Below are 23816 nucleotides of genomic sequence, written 5' to 3'. Positions count from 1 at the left end.
CTTCATGGTGACAGCGAGTTCCCGGCCGCATCCCGCCGAGGCGGCGGCCTTCATTGCCAATCCCAAGCGCGCGAGCTGGCACGACCAGACGCTGTGGTTCGTCCGGTCAAAGCGGGACCGCGCAGCGAGCACGATTCCCGAGTGGGAGGAACTCCGCCAGGCCGCCTCACAGATCAAGCAGCACACGCTCGCCAACCTGGGCGATCTGCTGGAGCAGTTCGAGCGGAACGCCCAGGCCCGCGGGGCGGTGGTCCATTGGGCCCGCGACGCCGCCGAGCACAACGAGATCGTCCTCCGCCTGCTCCAGGAGCACGGCGCGAAAAAGATCGTCAAAAGCAAGTCGATGCTGACGGAGGAGTGCCACCTCAATCCGTTCCTCGAGCGGAACGGGATCGAGGTGGTGGACACCGACCTCGGCGAATGGATCGTGCAGCTTCGCAAGGAGCCGCCGAGCCACATCGTGATGCCGGCGATCCACACGAAGCGGGAGGAGATCGGCGAGCTCTTCCACGAGCACATCGGCACCGAGAAGGGGGCGACCGATCCGCTGTATCTGACGCGGGCGGCCCGCAAGGAGCTGCGGCAGAAGTTCCTCAACGCCGATGCGGGGCTGACCGGGGTCAACTTCGCCATCGCGGAGACCGGGGGCTTCGTCGTCTGCACGAACGAGGGGAACGCGGACCTCGGGACGTCGCTGCCGAAGCTCCACATCGCCTGCATGGGGATCGAGAAGCTGATCCCGAAGGCGGCGGACCTGGGGGTGTTCCTCCGGCTCCTCGCCCGCTCGGCGACCGGGCAGCCGATCACGACCTATTCGACGCACTTCCACGGGCCTCGGAATCCCGAGTGCGAGCTGCACATTGTCCTCGTCGACAACGGCCGGAGCGACATCCTGTCGACTGACGAGTTCCGCCGCTCACTCAACTGCATCCGCTGCGGGGCGTGCATGAACACATGCCCCGTGTATCGCCGCAGCGGGGGGCACAGCTACCACAACACCGTCCCTGGGCCGATCGGCTCGATCCTGGGGGCGGCTTCGGACGCGAAGAAGCACTACTCGCTGCCGCATGCGTGCTCCCTGTGCGGGTCGTGCAGTGATGTCTGCCCGGTGAAGATCGACCTGCATTCGCAGCTCTACACCTGGCGGAACAAGCTCGTCCTCAAGAACCTGCTGCCGGAGTCGAAGAAGGCGGGGATGAAGGCCGCCTCCGCGATCTTCTCGCATCCGTGGCTCTACCGGCTGCTGGGACGGGCGGCGCGGTTCTGGGTCCCCAAGCTTCCCCGGTTCCTCGTCTACAACCCGCTCAATCCGTGGGGAAAGCAGCGGGAGCTGCCGGAGTTTCCGAAGACGAGTTTTCGCGAGCGGATGGCGGTGCGGAAGTCCGCGGCCTCCGGCGCTGCTCCAACGGCGAACGGTCACGAAACGTCATCCTCGTCCTCGCATCACTGATCCACAGAGTGTGTTCTGCGGGAGAAGCGTGGTTTGTCTGGGGAGTGCATTCGTTCTGCGTCTTTGCCGGCACAACTCCGTTGGCTCAAACCATCGTGCAATGGCCACGGGGGATTAGGGGGCAATTCTCTTGCCGCCGGAGGCGCTTTGATGAGGAACCGTGGGAAACAACGGACGTCCGCTTTGTGGAACCGAAGCCCGAGGACTCCCTCACACCAGGCCGCTGGCTTTGCAATCCCTGTGGTTGGGTGAGGGGGCATCCGGCACTTTTTCCGCGCTTGGACACGGCGCGCTTCAGACAGGGCCCGACGAGACGGCCTCCGGCGGGCAATGTGGCGTGGCCCCCTTGCATCCCCCACCACGGTGCCTCTGGACCCGGCTCTTGGCCAGGCGATGGCGTCCTTGTGGTTCACAAAATATCGCGAGATGCTCAGTCTTCGGCTCCGTAGTCGCAGTGGCGGCCCACAACCAGGCGGTTCCGATCAGCCGCTCGCCAGATCGTCGATCGAGAACGTCCCGTCGTGCAGGGCGGTGGAAATCATCGCGTAGTCGACCGGAATCCGCCGAAGCTGTTCGAGGTCGGCGGCCCTGCGGATTCCTCCCCCGGTGATGATCGCGGCACCGGCAAAGTCCGGATGATCGCGGAGGAGCTGGCAGACGCCCCCGGTCGTGACGCCGCGGCGGCAGCCGACGCTCGACAGGTCGAGGACGATGAACGAACCGACGCCCGCGGCGCGAACGCGCCTGGCGGTGTCGAACAGGAACCGCGGCCACGCTCCCAGTCTTCGCTTCAGCATCCGGCCCCCCAACGTATCCAGGCTGAACGTCACGCGGTCCGCTCCGATCGCCCGGACGATCTCGACCAGCCGCGCCGGCGACCGACAGGACTCGAGTCCGACGACCACCCGGTGCGCTCCCGTTCGCGCGGCTTCAGCGGCCCGTTCAGCCCTCGAAACGCCAGCGTCGAGCCAGAGCCGGAAGCCGTCTTCGACGAGTCCCCGCGCCAGGTCCCATTGCGGGTCGTCCTCGAGAATGGCATCGAGGTCGGCGACATACAGATCCGTGGTGCCGCAGCGCTTCGCCACCGCCCTCGCCACCGCCCGGGGAGAGGCGGACGATGTCAGCCGGGATTCGATCGGACGGTACTCGCTCCGCCGGCCGGCCACGGCGTGGACGACATCTCCGTGCTTCAGGTCAAGGACGGGCAGGATTTTCATAGTAGCCCTCTCGCTCCCGCGAGAGGAGCGGGCGGAACCGGCGGCGGCCACGACACCCGACCGCCGCCGTCACGATCGGCGGACGCGACCCGGGGTCGCGGTCTCGACGAGGCCGGGCGGCAGAGCATGACCGCACCGCGCAGTCGCTTGCAACCCTGGGAATCGATCGGCCAAACTCCAGGCCGAGAGGATTGTCTCAATCCCGGATCCGCTCTTCCTATCCCCGCTCGAGGATGTCTCATGGTTACGACGGCTCAGGCCCGCGTCGCTCCTCCGAAGATCAAGCTGACGAAACTGTTCATCAACAACGAGTGGGTCGAGTCTTCGTCGAAGAAGTCGTTCGAAACCTACAACCCCGCCACCGGCGAAGTCATCGCCTCGGTCTCCGAGGGCAGCGGAGATGACGTCGACCGGGCGGTCAAGGCGGCCCGGCGGGCTCTCGAAGCGGGACCGTGGGCGACGATGGACGCTGCCGACCGCGGCCGGATCCTGTTCAAGCTCGCCGACGCCGTTGAGGCGAACCTCGAGGAGCTGGCGACGCTCGAATCGTTCAACTGCGGCAAGACGATCACCGACTCCCGCGGCGACATCCAGGGGGTCGCGAACACCCTCCGCTACTACGGCGGCTGGGCCGACAAGCTCGAAGGCCGCACCATTCCGGTCCGCGGCAGTTTTCTCTCCTACACGCTGCGGCAGCCGGTCGGGGTTGTCGGCCAGATCATTCCCTGGAATTTCCCGCTCCTGATGATGGCGTGGAAGCTCGGGCCGGCGCTCGCCTGCGGCAACACGGTCGTCATGAAGCCGGCGGAGCAGACACCGCTGACCGCGCTGCGGATGGCGGAGCTGGCGGCCGAAGCGGGGCTTCCCGCGGGCGTGCTCAACATCGTCAACGGCTTCGGTGAGACCGCCGGCGCCGCGCTGTGCAGCCATCCGGACGTCGACAAGATCGCCTTCACGGGGCACGTCGACACCGCCAAGATCATTCAGAAGGCAACCGCGGACTCGCTTAAGCGGACGAGCTACGAGCTCGGCGGTAAGAGCCCGAACGTTGTCTTCGCCGACGCGAACATCGACGAAGCGGTGGCTGGCGCGTTCCACGCGATCTACTTCCACGGCGGACAGTGCTGTACGGCGGGGAGCCGGCTGTTTGTCGAAGACAAGATCCGCGAGGAGTTTGTCGGCAAGCTCGCCGCCAAGGCCCGTGAGCGGCGGATCGGCGACCCGCTCGACTCCGCGACGCAGCAGGGTCCGCAGGTGTCGCAGGAGCAGCTCGACAAGATCATGGGCTATGTCGACATCGGCCAGAAGCAGGGGGCCAAGCTGGTCTCCGGCGGCAAGAAGGCGGGGGAGCGGGGGTTCTTCGTCGAGCCGACGATCTTTGACGGCGTGAAGGACGACATGGCGATCGCCAAGGATGAGATTTTTGGCCCCGTGGTCAGTGTCTTGCCGTTCAAGAGTGCCGAAGAGGTCTTCACCCGGGCGAATCAGACGTACTACGGCCTGGCCGCCGCGATCTGGACGAAGGACATCGACAAGGCTCACCTTTATGCCAAGCACGTGAAGGCGGGGACGGTGTGGGTCAACTGTTACCACATTGTGGACAGCAGCACGCCGTTTGGCGGGTTCAAGATGTCTGGTCATGGGCGTGAGAACGGTGAAGCGGCGCTGGAGTTGTACACGGAGCTCAAGACCGTGACGGTTAAGCTCGGGTAGTCGACTTCTCGCAGTAGCGACTGGTGGCGGCCGCGAGCCTACTCGCGGCCGCTTTTTTTATGCCGGGTGCAACATCACCCCGGGTCCAGGGGCACCCTGGTGGGGAGTGCAGAGGGGCCTGTGTTGTTTTCTTGGCCCTTTGCCCGCCGGAGGCCTGGCCGTCGAGGGATGTCTGAAGGAGGACGTGTCCAAACGCGGACACCGTGCCGGATGCGCCTTCAGCAACCCGCGGGGGTTCCAGAGCGAGCGGTGAGTCCTCATAGCCGGTACCACAAAGGGGACATCCGCTGCGTCCCACGGCTCCGCGACGAAAATGCCTCCGGCGGCAAGGGGGTGAGACCCCCTTGACCCCAGTCTGCCGTCGCACGTTGGGTTTGAGCTATCCGAGCCGTGCCGGCATGGACGCGGTTCGAAACAGCCGCTCAGCAACGATGCCAAGTTCCCCGTATCCGCCCAGCCCGACACCACGCTTCGATCTTCACGCGACGCCACCTAGAATACCCGCTTTCGAACAGCAAAGTCCGATCGGGAAGCGAGTCGCGCGGCATGTCTGCACAATACATCATGACCATTGAGGGTCTCACCCGGATGTACGACGAGGAAGTCGTCCTCGACAACATCTGGCTCGCCTTCTACCCCGGAGCCAAAATCGGCGTCATCGGCGGCAACGGAGCAGGGAAAAGTACCCTCCTCAAAATCATGGCCGGCGAAGACAAGGACTTCATGGGGACCTGCCGCCCCGCCAAGGGAATCCGCGTCGGCTACTTCGCCCAGGAACCGAAACTCGATCCCAAGAAGACGGTTGAGGAGTGCGTCCAGGAAGGGGTCGCCGAATCCCGCGCCATCCTCGACCGCTACAACCAGATCAACGAAAAACTCTGCGAACCGCTCGAACCGGCGGAGATGGAAAAACTCCTCGAAGAACAGACCCGCGTCCAGGACACCATCGACCACCAGAACCTCTGGGACATCGACCGCACCGTCGAAATCGCCAGCGACGCCATGCGCCTGCCGCCGCCAGACGCGCTGATCGAAAACCTCTCCGGGGGTGAGAAACGCCGCGTCGCCCTCTGCCAGCTCCTCCTCCAGAAGCCCGACCTCCTCCTCCTGGACGAACCCACGAACCACCTCGACGCGGAGTCGGTCGGCTGGCTCGAAAAGTTCCTCGAAGAGTTCCCGGGGACCGTCGTGGCCATCACCCACGACCGGTACTTCCTCGACAACGTTGCCAAGTGGATCCTCGAACTCGACCGCGGCAAGGGACATCCGTTCGAAGGGAACTACACCTCCTGGATGGAGCAGAAGCAGGCCCGCCTCGCCGTCGAAGAGAAGCGGGAGTCCAAGCGACAGAAGCTGCTGAAGCGCGAACTGGAGTGGGTCCGGATGTCGCCCAAGGCCCAGGCGACAAAGAACAAGGCCCGTCTGCAACGGTTCGAAGAACTCCAGGCCCAGCAGTACGATAGTCGCGACGACGCCGCTGACATCCAGATCCCGGTCACAAAGCCGCTGGGTGAACTGGTCGTCCGGGCGGAGAAAATCTCCAAGGCGTTCGGCGACCGGCTGCTGTTCGAAAACCTGAGCTTCGACCTCCCTCGCGGGGGGATCGTCGGCGTGATCGGGCCGAACGGGGCGGGCAAGACGACCCTGTTCAAGATGATCATGGGACAGGAGCAGCCGACGTCGGGCTCGCTCCGGATCGGCGACAGCGTGGACTTGGCGTTCGTCGACCAGTTCCGCGACGCCCTTAGCGGAACGAAGACCGTCTACGAAGAAATCTCCGGCGGCGACGACATGCTGGAGATCGGCAAGGCCAAGATCCACGCCCGGTCGTATTGCGGTCGGTTCAACTTCAAAGGCTCCGACCAGCAGAAGTTCGTCCGCGACCTCTCCGGAGGGGAACGGAACCGCGTGCACCTGGCAAAGCTCCTCCGGTCCGGCGGCAACTTGATCCTCCTCGACGAACCGACGAACGACCTCGACGTCGACACGCTCCGGTCGCTCGAAGAAGGTCTCGCCAACTTCGGCGGCTGCGCCATGGTCAGCTCCCACGACCGCTGGTTCCTCGACCGGATCGCGACTCACATCCTCGCCTTTGAAGGGGACAGCCGCGTCGTGTACTTCGAGGGGAACTACAAGATGTACGAGATCCAGCGCCACGAGCGGCTCGGCATCGACGCCGACACCCCGCACCGGATCAAGTACCGTCCGCTGACGCGGTAACCCCTGCCGCGGCAGGTCACTCCTTCCGAAAGGTCCTTCGCCATGCCTCTCCGGCTCGCGGCGGTGCTGCTCTCGCTGGTCCTGACCTGCCTCGCGGCGACAGCCGCACCGGCCGCCGACGAGAAGGGGATCGGTGACTTCCCGAAGCTCAACGCCCAGACGGACTGGCCCTGGTGGCGGGGACCGTCGCGGAACGGCGTCGCCACCGAGACACCGGTGCCGACGAAGTTCGGCGACGGCGAGAACATGCTCTGGAAGGCAGCGGTCCCCGGTCGTGGACACTCGTCGCCGACGGTCGTCGGCAACCGGATCTACCTGACGACCGCCTATGAAAAGGAAGAGCGGCACGCCGTCCTGGCGCTTGACCGGGCCACCGGCAAGGAGCTGTGGCAGGTCGACGTCAACAAGGGGGCCTTCCCCGAGAACAACCACGCCAAGAACACTGAGGCGACCCCGACGATCGCCTGCGACGGCGAGCGGCTCTTCGCGACGTTCTACCACCACGACCAGGTCGCCGCCGTCGCGCTCGATCTCGACGGGAACATCCTCTGGAAGAAGAAGGTCGCGGCGTTTCGTCCGAAGAAGTACGAGTACGGCTACGCCCCCTCGCCGCTGATCTACCAGGGGACGGTCATCATCGCCTCGGAGTACGACGGCGAGAGCTTCATCACGGCCCTCGACCGCAAGACTGGCAAGCAGGCGTGGCGGAGCAAGCGGTTGCCGCTCATGTCGTTCTCCTCGCCTGTCGTCGGCAACGTGGCGGGGAAGGACCAGCTCCTCATCAGCGGGCAGGAGTTCGTCGCCTCGTACGACCCGCACAGCGGCAAGCCGAACTGGGCCACGAAGGGGACGACCTTCGCCACCTGCGGGACGATGGTCTGGGAGGGGGACACCGTCTTCGCCAGCGGCGGCTTTCCGAAGTCCGAGACGATCGCGATCCGGGCGGACGGTTCGAACACCGTCCTGTGGTCGAACAACCAGAAGCTCTACGAGCAGTCGCTGCTCGTCCACGACGGCCACCTGTACGGCCTGAACGGAAACGGCGTCCTGTTTTGCTGGCACGGCGAAACGGGCAAGGAGCAATGGAAACAGCGCCTCTCCGGCCCGGTCAGCGCCTCGCCCGTCCTGGCGGGCGGCAACATCTACTGGGCGAACGAAGCGGGGACGATGTACGTCTTTCGGCCCAATCCCGAGAAGTTCGAGCTCGTCGCCGAGAACACGATCGGCAAGTCAGCCTTCGCCAGCCCGGCCATCTGCGGCGGCCAGATCTTCCTGCGAGTCGGCGACGGCGAAGGGCCGGGACGTCAGGAGTGGCTCTATTGCTTCGGGCTGACGAAGACGGCCTCGCGGCAGCAGTAGGCTCAGGTCACTTGGTCGCGGCTGCCGGCACTTCTGCGGGCTCGTTCTCGTGTTGCGCCGCAAGTCCTTCGTAGTGTGCCCAGAGTTTCTGAATCGTCAACGCTCGTTCTTCTTCAGAGTCTTGGGAGGAGTAGACGACGTCGTCAACGAAGGACGACATCGTTCTGGCAACAACGTCTCGCAGTTCCAGATCGTCGGACAGATAGACCGCCGGCCGCCGATCGTCCAGAAACGGCTTCAGAAGCAGTATTCGGCTATCCGATTCGTCGTCGATGTCTTCACAGACAGCGGCGACTCGCGCCGGAGATCGAGTCTTCAGGTATTGCTCAGTAATGGCCAGAGACTGGTCGGGGAATCTCGCTGAAACGGCGCGGAGGACGCCCAGTTCCTCTGCCTTGTCGGGGGGGAAGTCATCGAGCCAGGCGACCGCCCGCTCCAGCAATCGACCATCGTTCTCCTTCGCCACAGCTCCCATTGCCGCAACCAGGTAGGCTCCCTGGTTTGTTGTCAGAGCGAGCTCCTCAAGTCGCTTTCGAACTCCCTCGTCACGGGATGTCGCGCAGGCAACCAGGATCGACAGATCGCTTGGGAGGTCGTCGAAGACATCGGGCTTGAGTCGGTCAATGGCCCGTGTCAGCAGATCAGGATAGCCGCGATTCGCGAGGCACCGGAGACATGCTGCAGCGATCGTGTTGTTCTCCGGTTCGCTCTCAAGCAGGCCCGCTACCATGTTGCCGATCGCACGGCTTCGATCGTGGGTCAGGGACGCGATGAACTCAGATCGGCTTTCACTCGTCGTGTCCGATTCGAGAGACCGGTCGTAGGAATCCCGGCCGATGACCTCCCCGAACACATCCACCAGAACCTCACGGGCTACCTCTGCCGCTTGAGCGTCCTCGGCACCAGCAGAGATCCGCCGCTCAAGCGCTTCGTGCCACAGCTCTCGCTGGAGCCCGCGACTGTATGTCTCGTTGCGACTCAGGAGATAGTCAGTGACTCGCTTCCGTCTCGTCTCCCGGTCCCCTTCCGTGAACAGACTGTCCTGACAGAAGTCACGAATATCCGCGCGTGAGTAGTACGGCCGACGAAGCTCGTCGAGAACGGCGGGCTCAACAGCCTCCGGGTGGTAATAGGCCAGGCGATAGTAGGCTCCGCGCTGCCGTTCGGCCGAGTCGGGCGCTCGAAGGTCGCGGAGCAGCGACTCGCGGTGTCCCTCACTGGAGATTCCGCCCCACGATTTCTTGAGATGGGCCCGTATCACGGCGGACCGTCCCGGCGACACGACGCTGCAGTGCATGCATGCTTGAAAGACACAACCATACTCCCGATTGACAATCTGCCCCAGGACCTCAAAGCACAGGTCGCCAACAGTCAAATTCAGGCCGTTAAGCGGCTCATTCGAGTCGGGAACGGACGACAGCCGCTTGCCTTCTCGCAACGGTCTATCGATCCCCGACCGACTGTTCATGTCGACATAATCGGAAAGGTAAACCCTTCCGAATGGCCCGACGCCAGTTGGCCGATCGTCGTCAAGGTGCGCCAGTAAGAGCGGAATCGCGGCCGGACCGAGCTTGATCAGCTTCAAGGCGGGATCGCCTTCGTTCTCAGCTCCTCCTGACGGTGGTTCGTGATCCTCCCTCAACGGGAGAAAGTCCGTTGCCGGCTCTACTCCCCATGCCAGGAAGTTGAACAAGCCAGTGGGAGCGATTGTCGACTCTCGCGCGACCAACTGGTCGATCCACTTCTCAACGTCGTCCCCTCCGATCGCACGGTGTGGCAGAAGGACGATCAGGAAGCTCACAGCCACCACAGCGGCAAGGCGACTGGCGGCAGCCCACGCGGAGCCAACGAATTTGAGTCGAATCACTCGCGGCAACCAGTTCGTTTCCATGGCGTGGTCCTCAGCAGAGCTCCCCCATCCGGGCGAGGTCCTTGTTCATCAAGTGGCAGTCGACGCCGCTGCGGAGGCGGCCTCGACACTCGTTGACGATCGTTCGTAGCCGCTTTGAATCTCACTCGTCCGCGACAGGGACGTCGATGGCCGCCTCGTCGAGCGCGGTCGTTCGCAAGTCGCGGCAGTGTTGCTTGAGCTTCTCGATGACTTCGGGGCCAGGCTCTTCCAGCCCATCGACAGCGTCCTCTAGATCCGGGATCGTTTTGGCCATCGAGTACGCCACCATGCCCGCAACCGTACGACCCTTGACGTACTCCCCTCTGTCGTCCAAGTAGGCCTCGAGGAGCAGGAATCTCCGATCGGTCGGACGCGCGAGATCCTCGCAGACGTTCCAAATTCGATTGATCGCCCCGTCCTTCAGGTATTCGGCCGTCAAGGGCAAGGACTCGTTCGGGTAGCGAGCCACGATGGCCGACAACACGCCCTCTCTGTCGACTTCATCCTTACGCAGAGCGCTGAGCAGAAGCCTCCCGTGCGCGATCACGGCCGGCCCGTCACCCGAATCAAAGGCGTCCAGAGCCTTCACAAAGAAAGTGCCGTTGTCCGTTGCGATCGCGAATCGGCGCAGCCTTTCGCGGACCGGCGGATCATGCGACGTGGCGCAGGCCGCGACGACGGCCACGTCAAAGTGGTTCGATACCACCCCGCGAGGATCGACACGCTCCAGACAGCGAATGAGAACGTCGCCGTAACCCCTGTTGGCGAGGCAATGCAGACAGGCCGGAATCAATTCCCCATCGTCATCAGTGGCGGCTTGAAGAATCTCGTTGACGCGATCGCCGATGAGTCGGCTCTGGTCGCGTGTGAGTTGACGGATGAAGTCCGCCTGCTCCGCCCTCGTTGAAAGGGGGTGAGGCGACACGTCCCCGTCGCCTTTTTCTCTGCGGTATGGCGGCTTCTGGAGTTCATCGAGAACCACCCTCTCGACCGCTTCCGGGTAGTAGAAGGCCAGTCGACAATAGGCACCCTGTCGCCGTCGGGGACTATCGGCCAGCTGAAAGTCGGAGACCAAAGATTGGCGATGTCGCTCGCGAGACAGCGCCCCCCACGTCTTCTTCAGATGGTCCCGCATCATCGACGACTGGCCGGGCGAGGAGATGTCATAGTTCATCAACGACCAGATGACACAGTCGTAGTCGCGATTGACGATCTGTCCCAGAACCTCGTAGCAGAGATCGCCGACGGTCAGGCGATAGCCATCGCGCGCTGGCGATCGGGGCTCTGGTGCAACGAAAGACGTCTCTTCCCAGAGCGGGATGTCCGATCTCGACTTCGTATTCCAGTCGAGCGATTTCTGAAAGCATCGGACCGAGAATGGTCCGATCTCCGTCGGTCGCTTGTCGTCCAGATGAGCGACAAGGGCAGGAACCGCGTCTGCTCCCAGACGAATCAGTGCAAGAACGGCGTCGTCCTTTGGGACGACATCCCCCGCTTTCACAGTCGTTCTGTCTGCGAGAGGAAGGAAGTCGGTCGGATGCCGACTTCTTCCACTGAGCACGACATAACTGCGGTCGGAGGCAAGCGTCCGCTCTCTCGTAACAAGCTGATCGACGAGAGCGCTTGCGCGGCGGTCTATCTCCGGGTCGCCGGCGACCGCGATGAGGCCTGGCCGGTCGATGGCGATGATGAGGAAGCAACACCAGGCAACGAGTTGAGAAGCACGCGGACAGCGGACGTGCCGCAAGCGTCTCCTCCACAGGTTCGCCGTCATGCCGGTCTCCTCAGCAGAGTTCCCCGATCCGGGCCAGGTAGTTGTTCATCAGGTGGCAGTCGACGCCGCTGCGGAGGCGGCCCCAGCATTCATCGACGATCGTGGCGTTCAGGAGCCCGTCCTGGGTTTTCTGGGCGAGTTCCTGCATCACGCCCGCGGCGACGCCGCTGGCCGCGGCCGCTTTCAGCATCACTTCCATCTGGCAGTGGTTGTATTCGTTGCTGAACAGGCTCACCGTCGGCAGGAGGGGGACCATGTCCCGCTCGTCGACGAAGCGGAAGACTTTGTTCGGGAAGGTCTTCGCGTAGGCCGCCGAGGCCGCTTCGTTCCCGATCATCGGGGCGCCGAAGGTGTAGACGACATGGATCGGGATGAACTGCCGCTGGAGCCGCCAGGCGGCGACGAGGGCGAGAGCACCGCCGAGGCTGTGACCGGTGACGCAGACGGGACGCCGCTTCTGGGTGTGGAGCGACTTCACTTCGGCGAGCAGGGGAGCCCAGATCTCTTCGAGGGCTTCCAGGAAGCCGCGGTGGAACCGGGCCCCGACGCCCGCCGCAATGAAATCGGTCCCGGCCCGACCGTCCGGGATCACGAGAAAGTTCTTGGCGTTCGTCAGCAGCCAGTCCTTGAACCCGTCGAGCGACGACGGGGACTCCGACCCGCGGAAGGCCAGGACGATCGCGCTGTCGTTGCTGCCGACGTAGACCTGCGTGTTGTCCACGGAGATCAGCTTGGCGGCGAGTCCGAGTTCGCTCTGATACTGGTCCCGGCCGGCCGCTTCTGGCAGATAGGCCAGATCGCAGGCGGTGGCAAAGTACCGGGCGTTCGAATAGTCGCGGCCGGTCGCGGCGAGGTTGAGAGTCAGGGACATGGGGGGGGAGTCCACTGGGGTTGAGAGACAGACGTTGTCCGGTGGGAGAAAGTTCCGGGCGATCCAGCAACTTGACGAGCCGTTACCAGATCGCCATTCGTTCCGGGTTCTCCTGCATCCACTTCTGGAGTCGTTCGGGGGCCACTTTGGCTCCGGTCAGATCGAGCTGCTTCAGTGCCGGGAGCGTTTCGAGGGTCGAGAGGCCTGCATCGGTCACGGAAGTCCGGGCGAGGCGCAGCGTTTCCAGCTTGGAGTTCTTGCGAAGCCGCTGCAGCCCGGCGTCCGTGACCTTGGTGTCGCTCAGGTCCAGCTCCTTGAGACTCGCCAGCGGCTCCAGATACTTAAGCGTGTCGTCCGTGACGTCGGCGTTGGCCATCTGAAGAACGACTGTGTCGGACCGGGCGGCGATGGCGGAGTAGTCGGTCTTGTTCCAGCCGGTCAGCGTGAGGTGCCGCTCGCCGCTGACGACCTGGTCGTATTCGCCGAGGTCAACCGGGACCAGCCGCGTGTAGGCGGCCGGAGCGGTCATGAGCAGGAGACCGAAGAGAATCGTCAGCGCGGCCGGTTTAGTCCGCGGCCAGTGCCGGATGGTGTGCGGCAGGATCATGGCCGGATAGAGGAGCGTCGTAACGACACCCCATCGCAGCGAGACGCGGTAGGCGATGACGAGGAGCCAGACCAGTCCGATGAGAACGATCGGCAGGCCCGTGGTGAACAGAAGCTCAAACAGATCTTCCTTGCGCATCGAGCACCGGCCGAAGGTGTTGCAGAGTCCGTCGCGGGGTACTGTAACACGCTGCAGCCGGAATGCATTGACTGTTGGAGCGGGCTGCTTGGGGGGCATTCGCCGACTGATGGTCGGTCGAGGAGTAAGGCCGATGCTGGCATCTCAAAGCCCGTCCTTGCCGGCACAGCTCTGTTTGCTCAAACCCAATGTGCGACGGCAGCCGGGGTCAAGGGGGCAACCCCTTGCCGCCGGAGGCACTTCCATGAGGAACCATGGGACACAACGGACGTCCCCTTTGTGGGACCAGCTATGAGCACTCCTTCACACCTCACCGCTTGCTTTGCAATCTCCGCGGGTTGGTGGGGGGGCATACGGCACGTTGTCCGCGCTTGGACACGCCCTCCTTCAGATATCTCTCGACGGCCAGGCCTCCGGCGGGCAAAGGGGCGTTGCCCCTCTGCACTCCCCACCAGGGTGCCCCTGGACCCTGGTTCACTCCATCCGTCTGCCGTGCACCACTCACCGAATGCACTCCGCTCCTGGCTGTCCTAACGGGCCGTCGAGACGACCGCTTCCGAAGCGACGGACTTCGGGGCCGCCGGAGCGGGCCGGCTCGCCTTGGCGACGAGATCGCGCGCGGCCTTGAGCTGCGCCGGCTTGAAGTAGGGAGTGTCGGCGGCGGCAGCCTGGTCGTACGTCTTCTTCGCGAGATCGTCCCAGGAGAGTCCGGAGACGGTGTGCCAGGCGGCGGCCTGGACGGTCAGGCGGTCAGAATCGCTGTCGGCCGCGGCACGGCAGATGGCGGCGAGCTCCGGCTTGTCCGAGTACGACTCGGGACGGACCAGGCGATACTGGTTACGGGCGGTCGGGGTGGGCTTGCTGTGTTCGAGGCAGACCGAGGCGAATGGCAGGCGGACCACTTCGCCCGCCGGAATCGAAAAGAGGCCGAGGCCGGCGGAGTTCTGTCCCTGCCCCTGCCCGTTCCCCGCTCCTCCCCCCACGCTCTGGTTGGCTCCGGCCATGCCCATTCCCATGCCGCCGCCATTCCCGTTCCCCTGTCCCTGCTGCTGGCCAAAGCCGTTCCCGCCCTGGACTCCGAGGAAGAACTGCGGGTGGACCTGCACGCCGACGATGGCGTCAGGGAGTTCGACGGTGATGGGCTTGTCAGTCAGATTTCGGATGAAGAGGTTCCCGCCAAATTCGTTCTTCGGGCGGAGTTCCGCGTCGAGGCTCTTGGCGTCGAGACCGTCGAAGAGGCCGACGCGGGGCGCGCTGGGATCGTATTTGGGTTTCGTGATTGGCTTCTTGAACTCGCCGGCGAGGGCGGCGCTTCCCGCGAGGAGGAGGAGAGAGAGTTGAAGAAGTGGCATTCCAAGTCGGCGCATCGCGAGGTCCCCCGGGAGGATGGTCGAAGCCCGTGTCCGGAGCGGACCGGCAGCCTGCCGACCAGATCGATACAGTGAGATACGCAATCGCCGCAGATGGATTAACCGCTACCCGGTCCAGGGCGGGCCCTGGCGGGGGTTGCCACCGTTGCGGCTCGGCGGGAGCCTCGCCCTCCCGCGGGGGCATTGGGGCGGAAACCGCGCCTGCTGTGTCGGCGAGGAGGGTGTCGGAACTCGCTTTACCTCATCGGTGGGGGCGCCTCAGCCCCAGGTGATCATCCGCCCCCCGCACGTTAGGATGCGGGGACCGAAACACACCACGGGGGATTCATGTTCCACATCGTTGCCGCCACCGACGGTTCCGCCTCCGCCCGCGCCGCGCAGGCGGCCATCCAGCGACTCCCCCTGGCTGAGAAACCGGCCGTCCGACTCGTCTCGGTGACCAGCCTTCCGATCCCCATGTCGGAACTGGCGATCGAAGAAGCCCTCCTCGAAGAGGCCCGCACCTACCAGAAGCAGGAAGTCGCCCACCGCGTCGCCGCGGAAGCGGAGGCTCTCCAGCCGATCTGCGACACCGTCACGACCGAACTGCGGATCGGCGATCCTGGGACCGAGATCGTCTCGGCTGCCGAACAGTCCCACGCCGACCTGATCGTCCTCGGCGCCCGCGGAGCCTCGGCCGTCAAGCGGTTTCTCCTGGGGAGCGTCTCCGAGTACGTCTGCCATCACGCGTCGTGTCCCGTCCTCGTAGTCCGGACCGGCGAGCCGGACGAGGCGGCCAAACAGACGATCCCGTTTCAGCGGATCCTGATCGCCGTCGACGGTTCGGACCTCTCCCAGGCGGCCGTCCGCAGCATGGCCGCTCTCCCGCTGGGCGAAGGGGTTCAGGTCCTTGTGCTGTCGGTCCAGTCGACCATCAACCCCTCGCATATGGACATCGTCCAGACGATGGGAGGGCTGTGGAGCAACGAGACGCGGCGGCTCAAGGAGCACGTCGAATGGACGCAGACGGAACTGAAGCGGGTCACGCCGAATGTCACCACCGAGATCGTCGAGGGGGCCCAGATCGCCCACGACATCCTGGAGAAGGCGGAATCGTGGCACGCCGACCTGGTCGTGATCGGCGACCGGGCCCGCAACCCGATCTCGCGGTTTTTCCTCGGAAGCGTCTCGAACAACGTCCTCCGCCACGCCCACTGCTCGGTCTGGGTCCAGAAGCTGAAACACTGACGGATTTTTTCGCTGGATGCAGAGTCCGGGCGCCGTAGACTGTGCGGCCCGCCGTTCCTCACTCCGAGACGCCGTCAATCCCTGGCAACGCCAGCCAGGCATTCGTTCAGGCCGCCGCATGACCCTTCGCATCAACAATCTCCGGCTCCCTGTCGAGGAGTCCGAAGCCGCCATTCCTCGCGAGCTGGCCCGCCGCCTCGGCGTCAAAGCGGAGGAGATCTCCCGCTGGCGGATCCTCCGCAAGAGCCTGGACGCCCGCAGCCGCTACGACCTCCAGTTCGTTTACTCCGCGGTCGCCGACCTGCCGGACGAACCGGGCGTGCTCGGAAAGGTCCGGCGGGATCATGAGATCGTCGCTTACGCCCCCGAGAACTTTGACGATCCAGCTCCCGGCGCGGGTCCGTCCGAGGAGCGGCCGGTCGTCGTCGGCTCCGGCCCGGCGGGACTGCTGGCGGGGTACTACCTCGCGCTCAAGGGGTATCGGCCGATCATTCTCGAACGCGGCGCGCCGGTGAAGGAGCGCGTCCCGGCGATCCGGGCCTTCGACTCCGGCGGGCCGCACGACAACGAGGACAACTATCTGTTCGGCGAAGGGGGAGCGGGCTGCTTCTCCGACGGCAAGCTGACCTGCCGGATGACCGGCAGCGATGTCGACTGGGTCCTGGAGGCCTTCGTGACCTGCGGCGGACGTGAGTCCCTGGTCTACGAACACCGCCCACACCTGGGGAGCAACAAGCTGCCGATGATCTGCCGGAACTTCCGGCGGAAGATCGAGGCCCTCGGCGGCGAGTACCGGTTCCATCACCGCATGGAAGGGATCCAGGTCAGCGAAGGCCGGATCACGGGACTCGAGACATCGAGCGGCCTCCTGCCCTGCCGGCACGTCATCCTCGGCATCGGGCACAGCGCCCGCGATACCTACCAGCGGCTCTACGACCAGGGGGTGCCGTTCCGCCAGAAGGCGTTTCAGCTCGGCCTGCGGATCGAACAGCCGCAGGAGCAGGTGAACCGCTGGAAGTACGGCCATCCGCACTACGCGGAACTCCTCGGCGCCGCGGACTATTCGCTGCAGGCGAAGGGGACGCGGGACCTCTACTCCTTCTGCATGTGTGCCGGCGGGATCGTGATCCCGAGCGTCTCCGAGCCCAATCAGTTCTGCTCGAACGGCATGAGTAACTCGCGGCACGATACGCCCTTCGCCAACAGCGGCCTCATGGTGACGCTCGAGCCGGAGGAGTTCGGGAGCGATCACCCGCTCGCCGGGGTCGAGCTTCAACGGCGCTACGAAGCGGTCGCCTTCGAGCTCGGCCGACGCAACTACGAGTGTCCCATTCAGTCCGCCAAGGATTTTCTGCAGGGACGCTCGCCCGATCCGAACTCGGTCCTGCCTTCCTCCTACGAGCGGGGAACGCGAACGGCGGACCTGTCGGCGGTGCTGCCGCCGGTGGTCGTCGAAGCGATCCGCAAGGGGCTGCCGGTCATGGACCGGAAGTGGCGCGGCGACTTCCTGCGGAACGCGACGCTCGTCGGTCCCGAGATGCGGGGGAGCGCGCCGGTGCGGATCGATCGCGATCTGACGACGCGAGAGACCCCGGGCTTTGCCGGCCTGTATCCCGTCGGCGAAGGGGCGGGGTATGCGGGAGGGATCGTGAGCGCGGCCGTCGACGGCCTGCGGAGCGCGCGGGAGATTGTCCGCCGCTACGCCCCCTGCGGCTAAAGTCCGATCGAAGTTGGGAAACACAGAGGCGCAGTCAACACAGAGAAGTGCCAACCTCCGGAGTGGACATCCTCCGCGAGAGTGCCTGTCCGGTCGTCTTCACTGCTCCGCCGGAAGCCCTGAAGCGTCGAGCATCCCGGCCTTGATCTGTGTCCATCCGTGTTCATCGGTGACGCCGCGCGCGTTTCTTCCTCGGCGTCCTCTGTGCCTCTGTGTTTCAATGCCTCTCCATCGGGCTGCGAAAACACGGAGAACGACGATCGCTCAGCGGCACAGTCGCCGTTCGGTTAGAGGGCCGAGCGGGCAGTCTCGATGAAGGCGCGGGCTCGCGCGGGGTCTTTCTCGCCGCGGCGGACTTCCACGCCGCTGGCCGTGTCGACCCCCCAGGGACGGACGGTCCGGATAGCGTCCGCGATGTTCTCGGGGGTCAGGCCTCCCGCCAGGATCAGCGGCGGCCAGGACGCATCCCAACTCCGCAAGACATCCCACGGACCGACCTCTCCCATGCCGCCGTAGGCTCCATCGACTTTTGGCTCGACGAGGCACCGCCACGGCCGGACTCCCGCCCGCTCGCAGGCCCGGAGATCCTCCGCCACCGGAGCGAGGTCGTTCCCCGCGAGCCGGTAGACCCGGATGAGCTGGAAGAGGCGGAGCGCGGTCAGGTCGTCGACCGTGTAGTCGCCGTGGAGCTGGAGCGTCCGGAGCCCGAGCGCGGTCGCGCTCGACGCGATCTCGGCGGGAGGGGTGTCGACGAAGAGTCCGACCGCCTCAATCGCTTCGGGGAGACGGCGGATGGCGTCCCGAGCCCCGTCGGGGGAAAGATAGCGCGGCGAGGGTTTGTAAAAGTTCAGCCCGACCGCGTCCGGCCAGACCCCGGCGGCGACGACTTCGCTCAGCACCTCGGGACGGTTCCATCCGCAGAGCTTGATCCAGGGGGACGGCGGGGACTGGGGCGTAGGCAAAGGAGGCTGCGACAGAGGACGGGAGACGGGCCGGGAGGCGCTCTCCGGCATTCTTGCAGGAACCGGATCGCGGAGAAGGCCACCTCCGGGTGGTTCCGGAGTGCGGGACGAACGCGAAAGGTAGCGTCGAGAGGAACTCCCCTTTCCGCAGATTTTCGACTCTGTTATGACACAAAGATGCCGGAGTCGTGTTTCGGCGTGCGGAGGTGATGCGCACGCCAGGAACCCCTTTCCGACGGCGGGATGCCGCGGGAAGCGAGACAGGATGATTCGCTCCGGCAACAGGGGAAAGGATGTCCCACATGATCGCCGCCATCTGGAAATCTGCTGCGCTCGCCGGAGTGATTGGAGTCGGTTGCGGCGGCGTCTATTACGTCCAGCGGGACCTGGCGACCACCTCCATCGACCCCGGCAAGTTCGGCGAGCTCGACCCCGGCATTCAAGGGGAGCCAGCCGACGCTCTGACCACCGCGGATCCGGTCGGAATTACCTCCGTTGATATTCCTCCGGCGAAGGCTGAGCTCGGAGAGACCTCGCCCTTGGCCCTTCCCGGAGCGGCCACGCTCGGAAGCGCCGACGAGCCTCCTCCGCAGAACGAAGTCCTCTCCGGCGAACCGGCTTCGGCCGACGCGGAGCCCTCGGACAAGGACCTCCTGGCGGTGGCTGACTCCGCCGGCACCGTGACCGATGCCGGCCTCGACTGGGCTGGCGATCGGAAGGCGAAGGCAAAGGAAATCGCTCCCGCCGCGGCCGTCGTCGGTGAAGAGTCCCTGGCGGTCGCTCCGAAGGACGAGCTCAAGTCCGCCGCCGCCAATGCCGGAAACCCGTGGGCCGATCTCGCCGACACCCCCGCTCCGAAGACGGCCCCCAAGCGGGCTGCCGCCAACTCGGGCGAGGTCATCGACCTCGTGGCCAGCTCCGACGAAGCCGGCCCCGTCGCCGGTGCGGCGGACAACAAGCTCACCGCTCTCCCGTCCGGCCATCCCGGACCGGTCCTGATGGAAGTCCCGGAGAAGTCGGCCCGGCCCCGCCACGTCGCCGAGGATCTGTTCCTGCCCGACATCGGCGGACAGAGCGAGCCGGTCTCCGCGCAGGCCGCCGCCGGCCAGGCCCCCGCTGCCGACGCCCTGGCAGCCGTCCCGCAGGAAATCCAGCAGGTTCAGAACGAACTCCCGGAGATCCGCCCCGCCCGGAGCCGTTCCTCGATTCCGACGGCGAACAACGGTCCGGCGACGCCGGCCCTCTCTCCGGTTCCTGCTCCGGAGCTCGCCAATCCGTTCTCCCAGCGCGACCCCGCGGCCAACGCGGCGGCCGCCGCCCTGCCGACGATTGCACCGTCGGGATCGACCGGAAACTTGACCCGGACCGCCATCGCTCCGCCATCCGAACAGTTCACCCCCGCAGGCGGGCCGATCACTCCGGCCGCCGGTGTGGCCGAGCCGACTCCGGCTGCCGGCCGAGGAAATCCGTTCGCCGGTGACCTCTTCGCTCAGCCCCCCGCCGCGACGCCGGCCAATGCTCCGAACCCGACCGCGGCCCCCGCGGCAGCACAGCCCTTCGGCGCGGCCCCGATGGAGCGGAGCGAGCCGGCTCCCTTCCGGTCCACCATTCCGGGAGCAGGCCCCAAAGCCGTGCCGGTCTCGGAGCCGGGCTTCAGCGGCGGAGCGGCTCCGTTCACCGCGCCGCCATCGGCTCCTCTGAACCCGTCCGCACCTCCGATCCAGGGGAACGAGCCGCAGCCCTTCGGCGGCGCTCCGGTGCCAACTCCCGCTGCCACCCCCTCGGCCTTTCCCGGAAACCGTGGCGCGATCCCCGAGCTGAACTCCATTCCCGGACCGACCCCGGCGACCGCCCCCGCGGCCGCGCCGGCTCCCGCGGCGAATCCTCTGCGGAACGCCCCGCCGGCGACGAACAACGTTTCGGACTTCGGCGGTCTCTTTCCGGCCAACACGCCGGCCCCCGGACCTGGTCCCGGCGCCGCCGAGACGAACCCGAATCCCAACGCGTTCTCACCTGCCGGGACGATGCCTCCCCGCCGCGAGCCGGTCATCGATCTCGTCGGTGACGGCACGGTCGCGACCACCGTCGCCTCCGGACCGCAGCAGCCGGAGATCAAGATCGAGAAGATCGCTCCCGCCGAGGCGGTCGTCGGTGAACCGCTGATTTACGAGATCAAGGTCCGAAACGTCGGCCAGAGCACGGCCCATCGCGTCGTTGTCGAAGACCGCATTCCGCTCGGAGCGACCTGCCAGGGGACGATCCCGCAGGCCGAGACCGCCGACAAGCGGCTCTTCTGGAAGCTCGGCGACATGCGTCCGAGCGAAGAACGGAGCATCAAGGTCAAGCTGACGCCGACGCAGGCGGGCTCGATCGGCAGCGTCGCCACGGTCAACTTCGCGGCGGAAGTCGCCGCCACGACGGTCGTGACCGCTCCGGAGCTCAAGGTCGAACTTCAGGCTCCGAAGCAGATCATCGTGGGTGAGCAGTCGGTGTTCCGCGTCCGCGTGGTCAACTCCGGACAGGGACTCGCCAAGGGAGTCTTCATCCGGGCCCTGCTGCCGAAGGAACTCCAGCATCCGGGCGGGAACGATCTCGAGTACGAGATCGGGAATCTGAGCCCGAAGCAGTCGAAGGACGTCGAGCTGCATGTCGCCGCGACCGCCCAGGGGGTCCTGACTCCCAAGGTGATCGTCTCGACGAACAATCAGGAGCAGGACGCCCGGACCGTCCAGGTCAGCGTGATCGACACGCGGATCAAGGTGGCCCGCACTGGTCCGGCGAAGCGGTTTGTCGGCCGCCCCGCCAGCTACACGAACACCGTCACGAACCAGTCGCTCGACACGCTGCGGGACGTGCAGGTCGTCGAGAATGTGCCTCGCGATCTCGAGCCGACCGGCCGGCTCTCCAGCGGTCAGTGGGACCCGCAGAACCGCACGATCACCTGGCGGATTCCGCAGCTCGCTCCGGGCGAGCACATGGAGCTGCCGATCGACCTGATCCCCAAGAAGCCCGGCACGTTCGACGGCACCCTGCAGGTGGCTGACGCCGGTGGCAACAAGGCGAACATCGCCACGCGGGTCGATGTCGCCGGGTACAGCAATCTCGTGGTCGACGTGGTTCCGGACGGCCCGGTCGCGGTCGGCGAGCAGGTCTCGATGCGGCTCAGTGTCCGCAACCGCGGGACCGCTCCGGCTTCCAACGTTCAGACCGTGTTTGAAGTTCCCGGCCACCTGCGGTTTGTCAACGCCCAGGGGCCGGTCCAGCACCAGGCGGCGGGGAACGTGGTCCACTTCGCGGCCCTCGACGTGATTCCCCCTGGCGGCGAGCAGGAGTTCGACATCGTCCTCGCGGCGGCTGAAGAAGGGAACGCCCGCGTGAAGGTCGATCTCTACAGCGACGATCACAAGAGCGATCCGCTGCATGAAGAAGGGGAAGTCCGGGTCTACCGCGATGGTGGCCGCTGACCGGATTGGCGAGTCCAAAAGCGAAACGGGACGAACGCTCGTGATGAGGTTCGTCCCGTTTGCATTTGTCGGTTCGACCGGCGTCCTTGCCGGCACGGCTCTGCTCCCTCAAACCCAACGTGCTACGGCAGCCTGGGGTCAAGGGGGCCACGCCCCCTTGCCGCCGGAGGCACTTTTATGAGGAACCGTGGTAAACAACGGACGTCCCCTTTGTTGTACCTGCGTTGAAGACTCCCTCAACCCACACCGCTGGCTTTGCAATCCCCGCGGGTTGGTAAAGGGGCACACGGCACGTTGTCCGCGCTTGGACACGCCCTCCTTCAGACATCTCTCGACGAGAGGGCCTCCGGCGGGCAAAGGGCCAAGAAAACAACACAGGCCCCTCTGCACTCCCCACCAGGGTGCCCCTGGACCCGGTAAGGGACGGTTATATTACCGCGCTGCCTTCGTCGACGTCTTGATCCGGCAGATGTACATGTCCGCCGTCATGAACAACGTGCTGCCGTCCGGTCCGCCGAACTTGCAGTTCGCCGTCCGCTCCCCCGTGCTCAGCCGGCCAAGCAGCTTCCCCTCAGGGGTCAGAATCGAAACGCCACCCGGAGCGGTCGCCCAGATGTTCCCCTGAGCATCGACCGCGAGACCGTCCGGCAACCCGGGCCACCCCTTCTTGAAATCGGCGGTGAAGTCGTACAGAACCTTCCCCTCACCGAGCGTGCCGTCTGCCTTGACCGCAAAGGCCTTCACGACCGCCGCGGCGGGATCCGACTGAGCGACGTACAGGGTCTTCTCGTCGGGCGAGAACCCGATGCCGTTAGGCCGCGTCATTTCCTTCGTTAGCAGCGTGACCTTGCCATCCTTGGCCACACGGTACACGCCACAGAAATCGAGCTCCCGGCGCGGATCATCATACTGCTTGGGAAGGCCGTACGGCGGGTCGGTGAAATAGATGTCGCCGCCCGAATGGAACGTGGCGTCGTTAGGGCTGTTGAGCCGCTTCCCTTCGTAGTTGTCGACGAGGGTCCGCTTTCCGCCGCCGGTCGTGATGACCGAGAGCCGGCGGTCGCCATGTTCGCAGCAGACGACCTGTCCCTTGGGATCGAGGATGAGGCCGTTGGAGCCCGGCTCGCCGCCGTACTCGACGACGCCGGTGTAGCCCGCGGGCTTGAGGTAGAGGCTGACCCCTTTGCCCTCGACCCATTTCATGATCGAGTTGCGGGGGATGTCGGAGAAGAGGAGGAAGCCGGGTTCGTTCCCTTTGCCCGGCACCCAGACCGGTCCTTCGGCCCATTCGAAGCCGGAGCCGAGGACTTCGATCTTGGCGTCCTTGGGGAGGAGCTTGTCGACGGCGCCGTCGTGCCGGATGACTTCGCCCAGGATCGGGAAGTTCAGCGTGTCCTGCGCTGTTGCTGCGTTCATACCGAGCGCGGCTGAGAGGACTGTCCCTGCCGTTGCCGCCAACCACCGCCATCGCACCATGGAGCACCTCACGGTTTCGTCTGCTGGAGCCTGCGCCGTGTGGCGAAGGCGTGAGGGGAAGCTATCGGTGTGCGCCGATGGGTTCAAGCAATGGGGACAAAGCATCGACTCAAACATTGTCCCCACCCCACCGGGTCCAGGGGCACCCTGGTGGGGAGTGCAGAGGGGCCTGTGTTGTTTTCTTGGCCCTTTGCCCGCCGGAGGCCTGGCCGTCGAGAGATGTCTGAAGGAGGGCGTGTCCAAACGCGGACACCTTGCCGGATGCGCCTTCACCAACCCGCGGGGATTGCAAAGCAAGCGGTGTGTCGTGAAGGAGTCCTCATCGCTGGTTCTACATTGGGTTTGAGCCAGCAGAGTCGT

General features: G+C 65.3%; 15 protein-coding genes. 7 read left to right on the top strand and 8 right to left on the bottom strand.

Translation table 11 applies throughout. The features are described 5' to 3' along the window. Window positions 1–4 precede the first annotated feature (4 nt). Window positions 5–1450: a LutB/LldF family L-lactate oxidation iron-sulfur protein gene (locus tag VT03_RS04150; protein ID WP_075091822.1), complete on the top strand. Its 1446-nt coding sequence runs from the start codon at window positions 5–7 to the stop codon at window positions 1448–1450. A 482-nt stretch (window positions 1451–1932) separates the two neighbouring features. Here the strand turns inward: VT03_RS04150 and VT03_RS04145 are convergent, their stop codons facing one another. Further along, a complete protein-coding gene (locus VT03_RS04145; protein WP_075091821.1) occupies window positions 1933–2667 on the bottom strand; it encodes a HisA/HisF-related TIM barrel protein in 735 nt (244 codons plus the stop codon). Window positions 2668–2907: 240 nt separating this feature from the next. On the opposite strand from VT03_RS04145, the gene VT03_RS04140 reads away from it, so the two are divergent. The 3 genes from VT03_RS04140 (at window position 2908) to VT03_RS04130 (ending at window position 7959) form a co-directional block, all read left to right on the top strand. Beyond that, complete coding sequence (locus tag VT03_RS04140; RefSeq protein ID WP_075091820.1) at window positions 2908–4380, top strand: aldehyde dehydrogenase family protein; 1473 nt, start codon at window positions 2908–2910, stop codon at window positions 4378–4380. Between the two features lie 546 nt (window positions 4381–4926). Continuing rightward, window positions 4927–6600 carry an energy-dependent translational throttle protein EttA gene (gene ettA / locus VT03_RS04135; protein ID WP_075091819.1) on the top strand — a complete coding sequence of 558 codons (1674 nt, stop codon included), beginning with the start codon at window positions 4927–4929 and terminating at the stop codon, window positions 6598–6600. Window positions 6601–6642: 42 nt separating this feature from the next. Then, window positions 6643–7959 (top strand): PQQ-binding-like beta-propeller repeat protein, encoded by a 1317-nt coding sequence (locus VT03_RS04130; protein ID WP_075091818.1) that lies wholly within the window; start codon window positions 6643–6645, stop codon window positions 7957–7959. A 7-nt stretch (window positions 7960–7966) separates the two neighbouring features. Here the strand turns inward: VT03_RS04130 and VT03_RS04125 are convergent, their stop codons facing one another. The 5 genes from VT03_RS04125 to VT03_RS04105 form a co-directional block, all read right to left on the bottom strand. Then, complete coding sequence (locus VT03_RS04125) at window positions 7967–9850, bottom strand: hypothetical protein (RefSeq protein ID WP_075091817.1); 1884 nt, start codon at window positions 9848–9850, stop codon at window positions 7967–7969. A 121-nt stretch (window positions 9851–9971) separates the two neighbouring features. Then, window positions 9972–11624 (bottom strand): hypothetical protein, encoded by a 1653-nt coding sequence (locus VT03_RS04120; protein ID WP_075091816.1) that lies wholly within the window; start codon window positions 11622–11624, stop codon window positions 9972–9974. Between the two features lie 10 nt (window positions 11625–11634). Continuing rightward, complete coding sequence (locus VT03_RS04115; RefSeq protein ID WP_075091815.1) at window positions 11635–12495, bottom strand: lipase family protein; 861 nt, start codon at window positions 12493–12495, stop codon at window positions 11635–11637. Window positions 12496–12577: 82 nt separating this feature from the next. Continuing rightward, window positions 12578–13240: a hypothetical protein gene (locus VT03_RS04110; RefSeq protein WP_075091814.1), complete on the bottom strand. Its 663-nt coding sequence runs from the start codon at window positions 13238–13240 to the stop codon at window positions 12578–12580. A 530-nt stretch (window positions 13241–13770) separates the two neighbouring features. Continuing rightward, a complete protein-coding gene (locus tag VT03_RS04105) occupies window positions 13771–14592 on the bottom strand; it encodes a hypothetical protein (RefSeq protein ID WP_075091813.1) in 822 nt (273 codons plus the stop codon). 345 nt (window positions 14593–14937) lie between these two features. On the opposite strand from VT03_RS04105, the gene VT03_RS04100 reads away from it, so the two are divergent. After that, the gene (locus VT03_RS04100) at window positions 14938–15837 is read left to right on the top strand and encodes a universal stress protein (protein ID WP_075091812.1); all 900 of its coding nucleotides are present in this window, start codon (window positions 14938–14940) and stop codon (window positions 15835–15837) included. A gap of 118 nt (window positions 15838–15955) precedes the next feature. Next, window positions 15956–17554, top strand: coding sequence for an NAD(P)/FAD-dependent oxidoreductase (locus VT03_RS04095; protein WP_075091811.1), 1599 nt, complete (start codon window positions 15956–15958; stop codon window positions 17552–17554). 287 nt (window positions 17555–17841) lie between these two features. Here the strand turns inward: VT03_RS04095 and VT03_RS04090 are convergent, their stop codons facing one another. Then, the gene (locus VT03_RS04090; protein WP_075096917.1) at window positions 17842–18516 is read right to left on the bottom strand and encodes a phosphoribosylanthranilate isomerase; all 675 of its coding nucleotides are present in this window, start codon (window positions 18514–18516) and stop codon (window positions 17842–17844) included. Between the two features lie 302 nt (window positions 18517–18818). Here VT03_RS04090 and VT03_RS34940 point away from each other — a divergent pair, with 302 nt between their 5' ends. Further along, on the top strand, window positions 18819–21980 hold the full coding sequence (locus tag VT03_RS34940) for a DUF11 domain-containing protein (protein ID WP_075091810.1): 3162 nt from the start codon (window positions 18819–18821) through the stop codon (window positions 21978–21980). 432 nt (window positions 21981–22412) lie between these two features. Here the strand turns inward: VT03_RS34940 and VT03_RS04080 are convergent, their stop codons facing one another. Beyond that, window positions 22413–23396 (bottom strand): SMP-30/gluconolactonase/LRE family protein, encoded by a 984-nt coding sequence (locus VT03_RS04080; RefSeq protein WP_075091809.1) that lies wholly within the window; start codon window positions 23394–23396, stop codon window positions 22413–22415. Between the last annotated feature and the right edge of the window lie 420 nt (window positions 23397–23816).

Source organism: Planctomyces sp. SH-PL14 (assembly GCF_001610835.1).
Lineage (GTDB): Bacteria > Planctomycetota > Planctomycetia > Planctomycetales > Planctomycetaceae > Planctomyces_A.
Note: the sequence above shows the minus strand (reverse complement) of the source record. Positions and strands in the feature narration are given on the sequence as shown.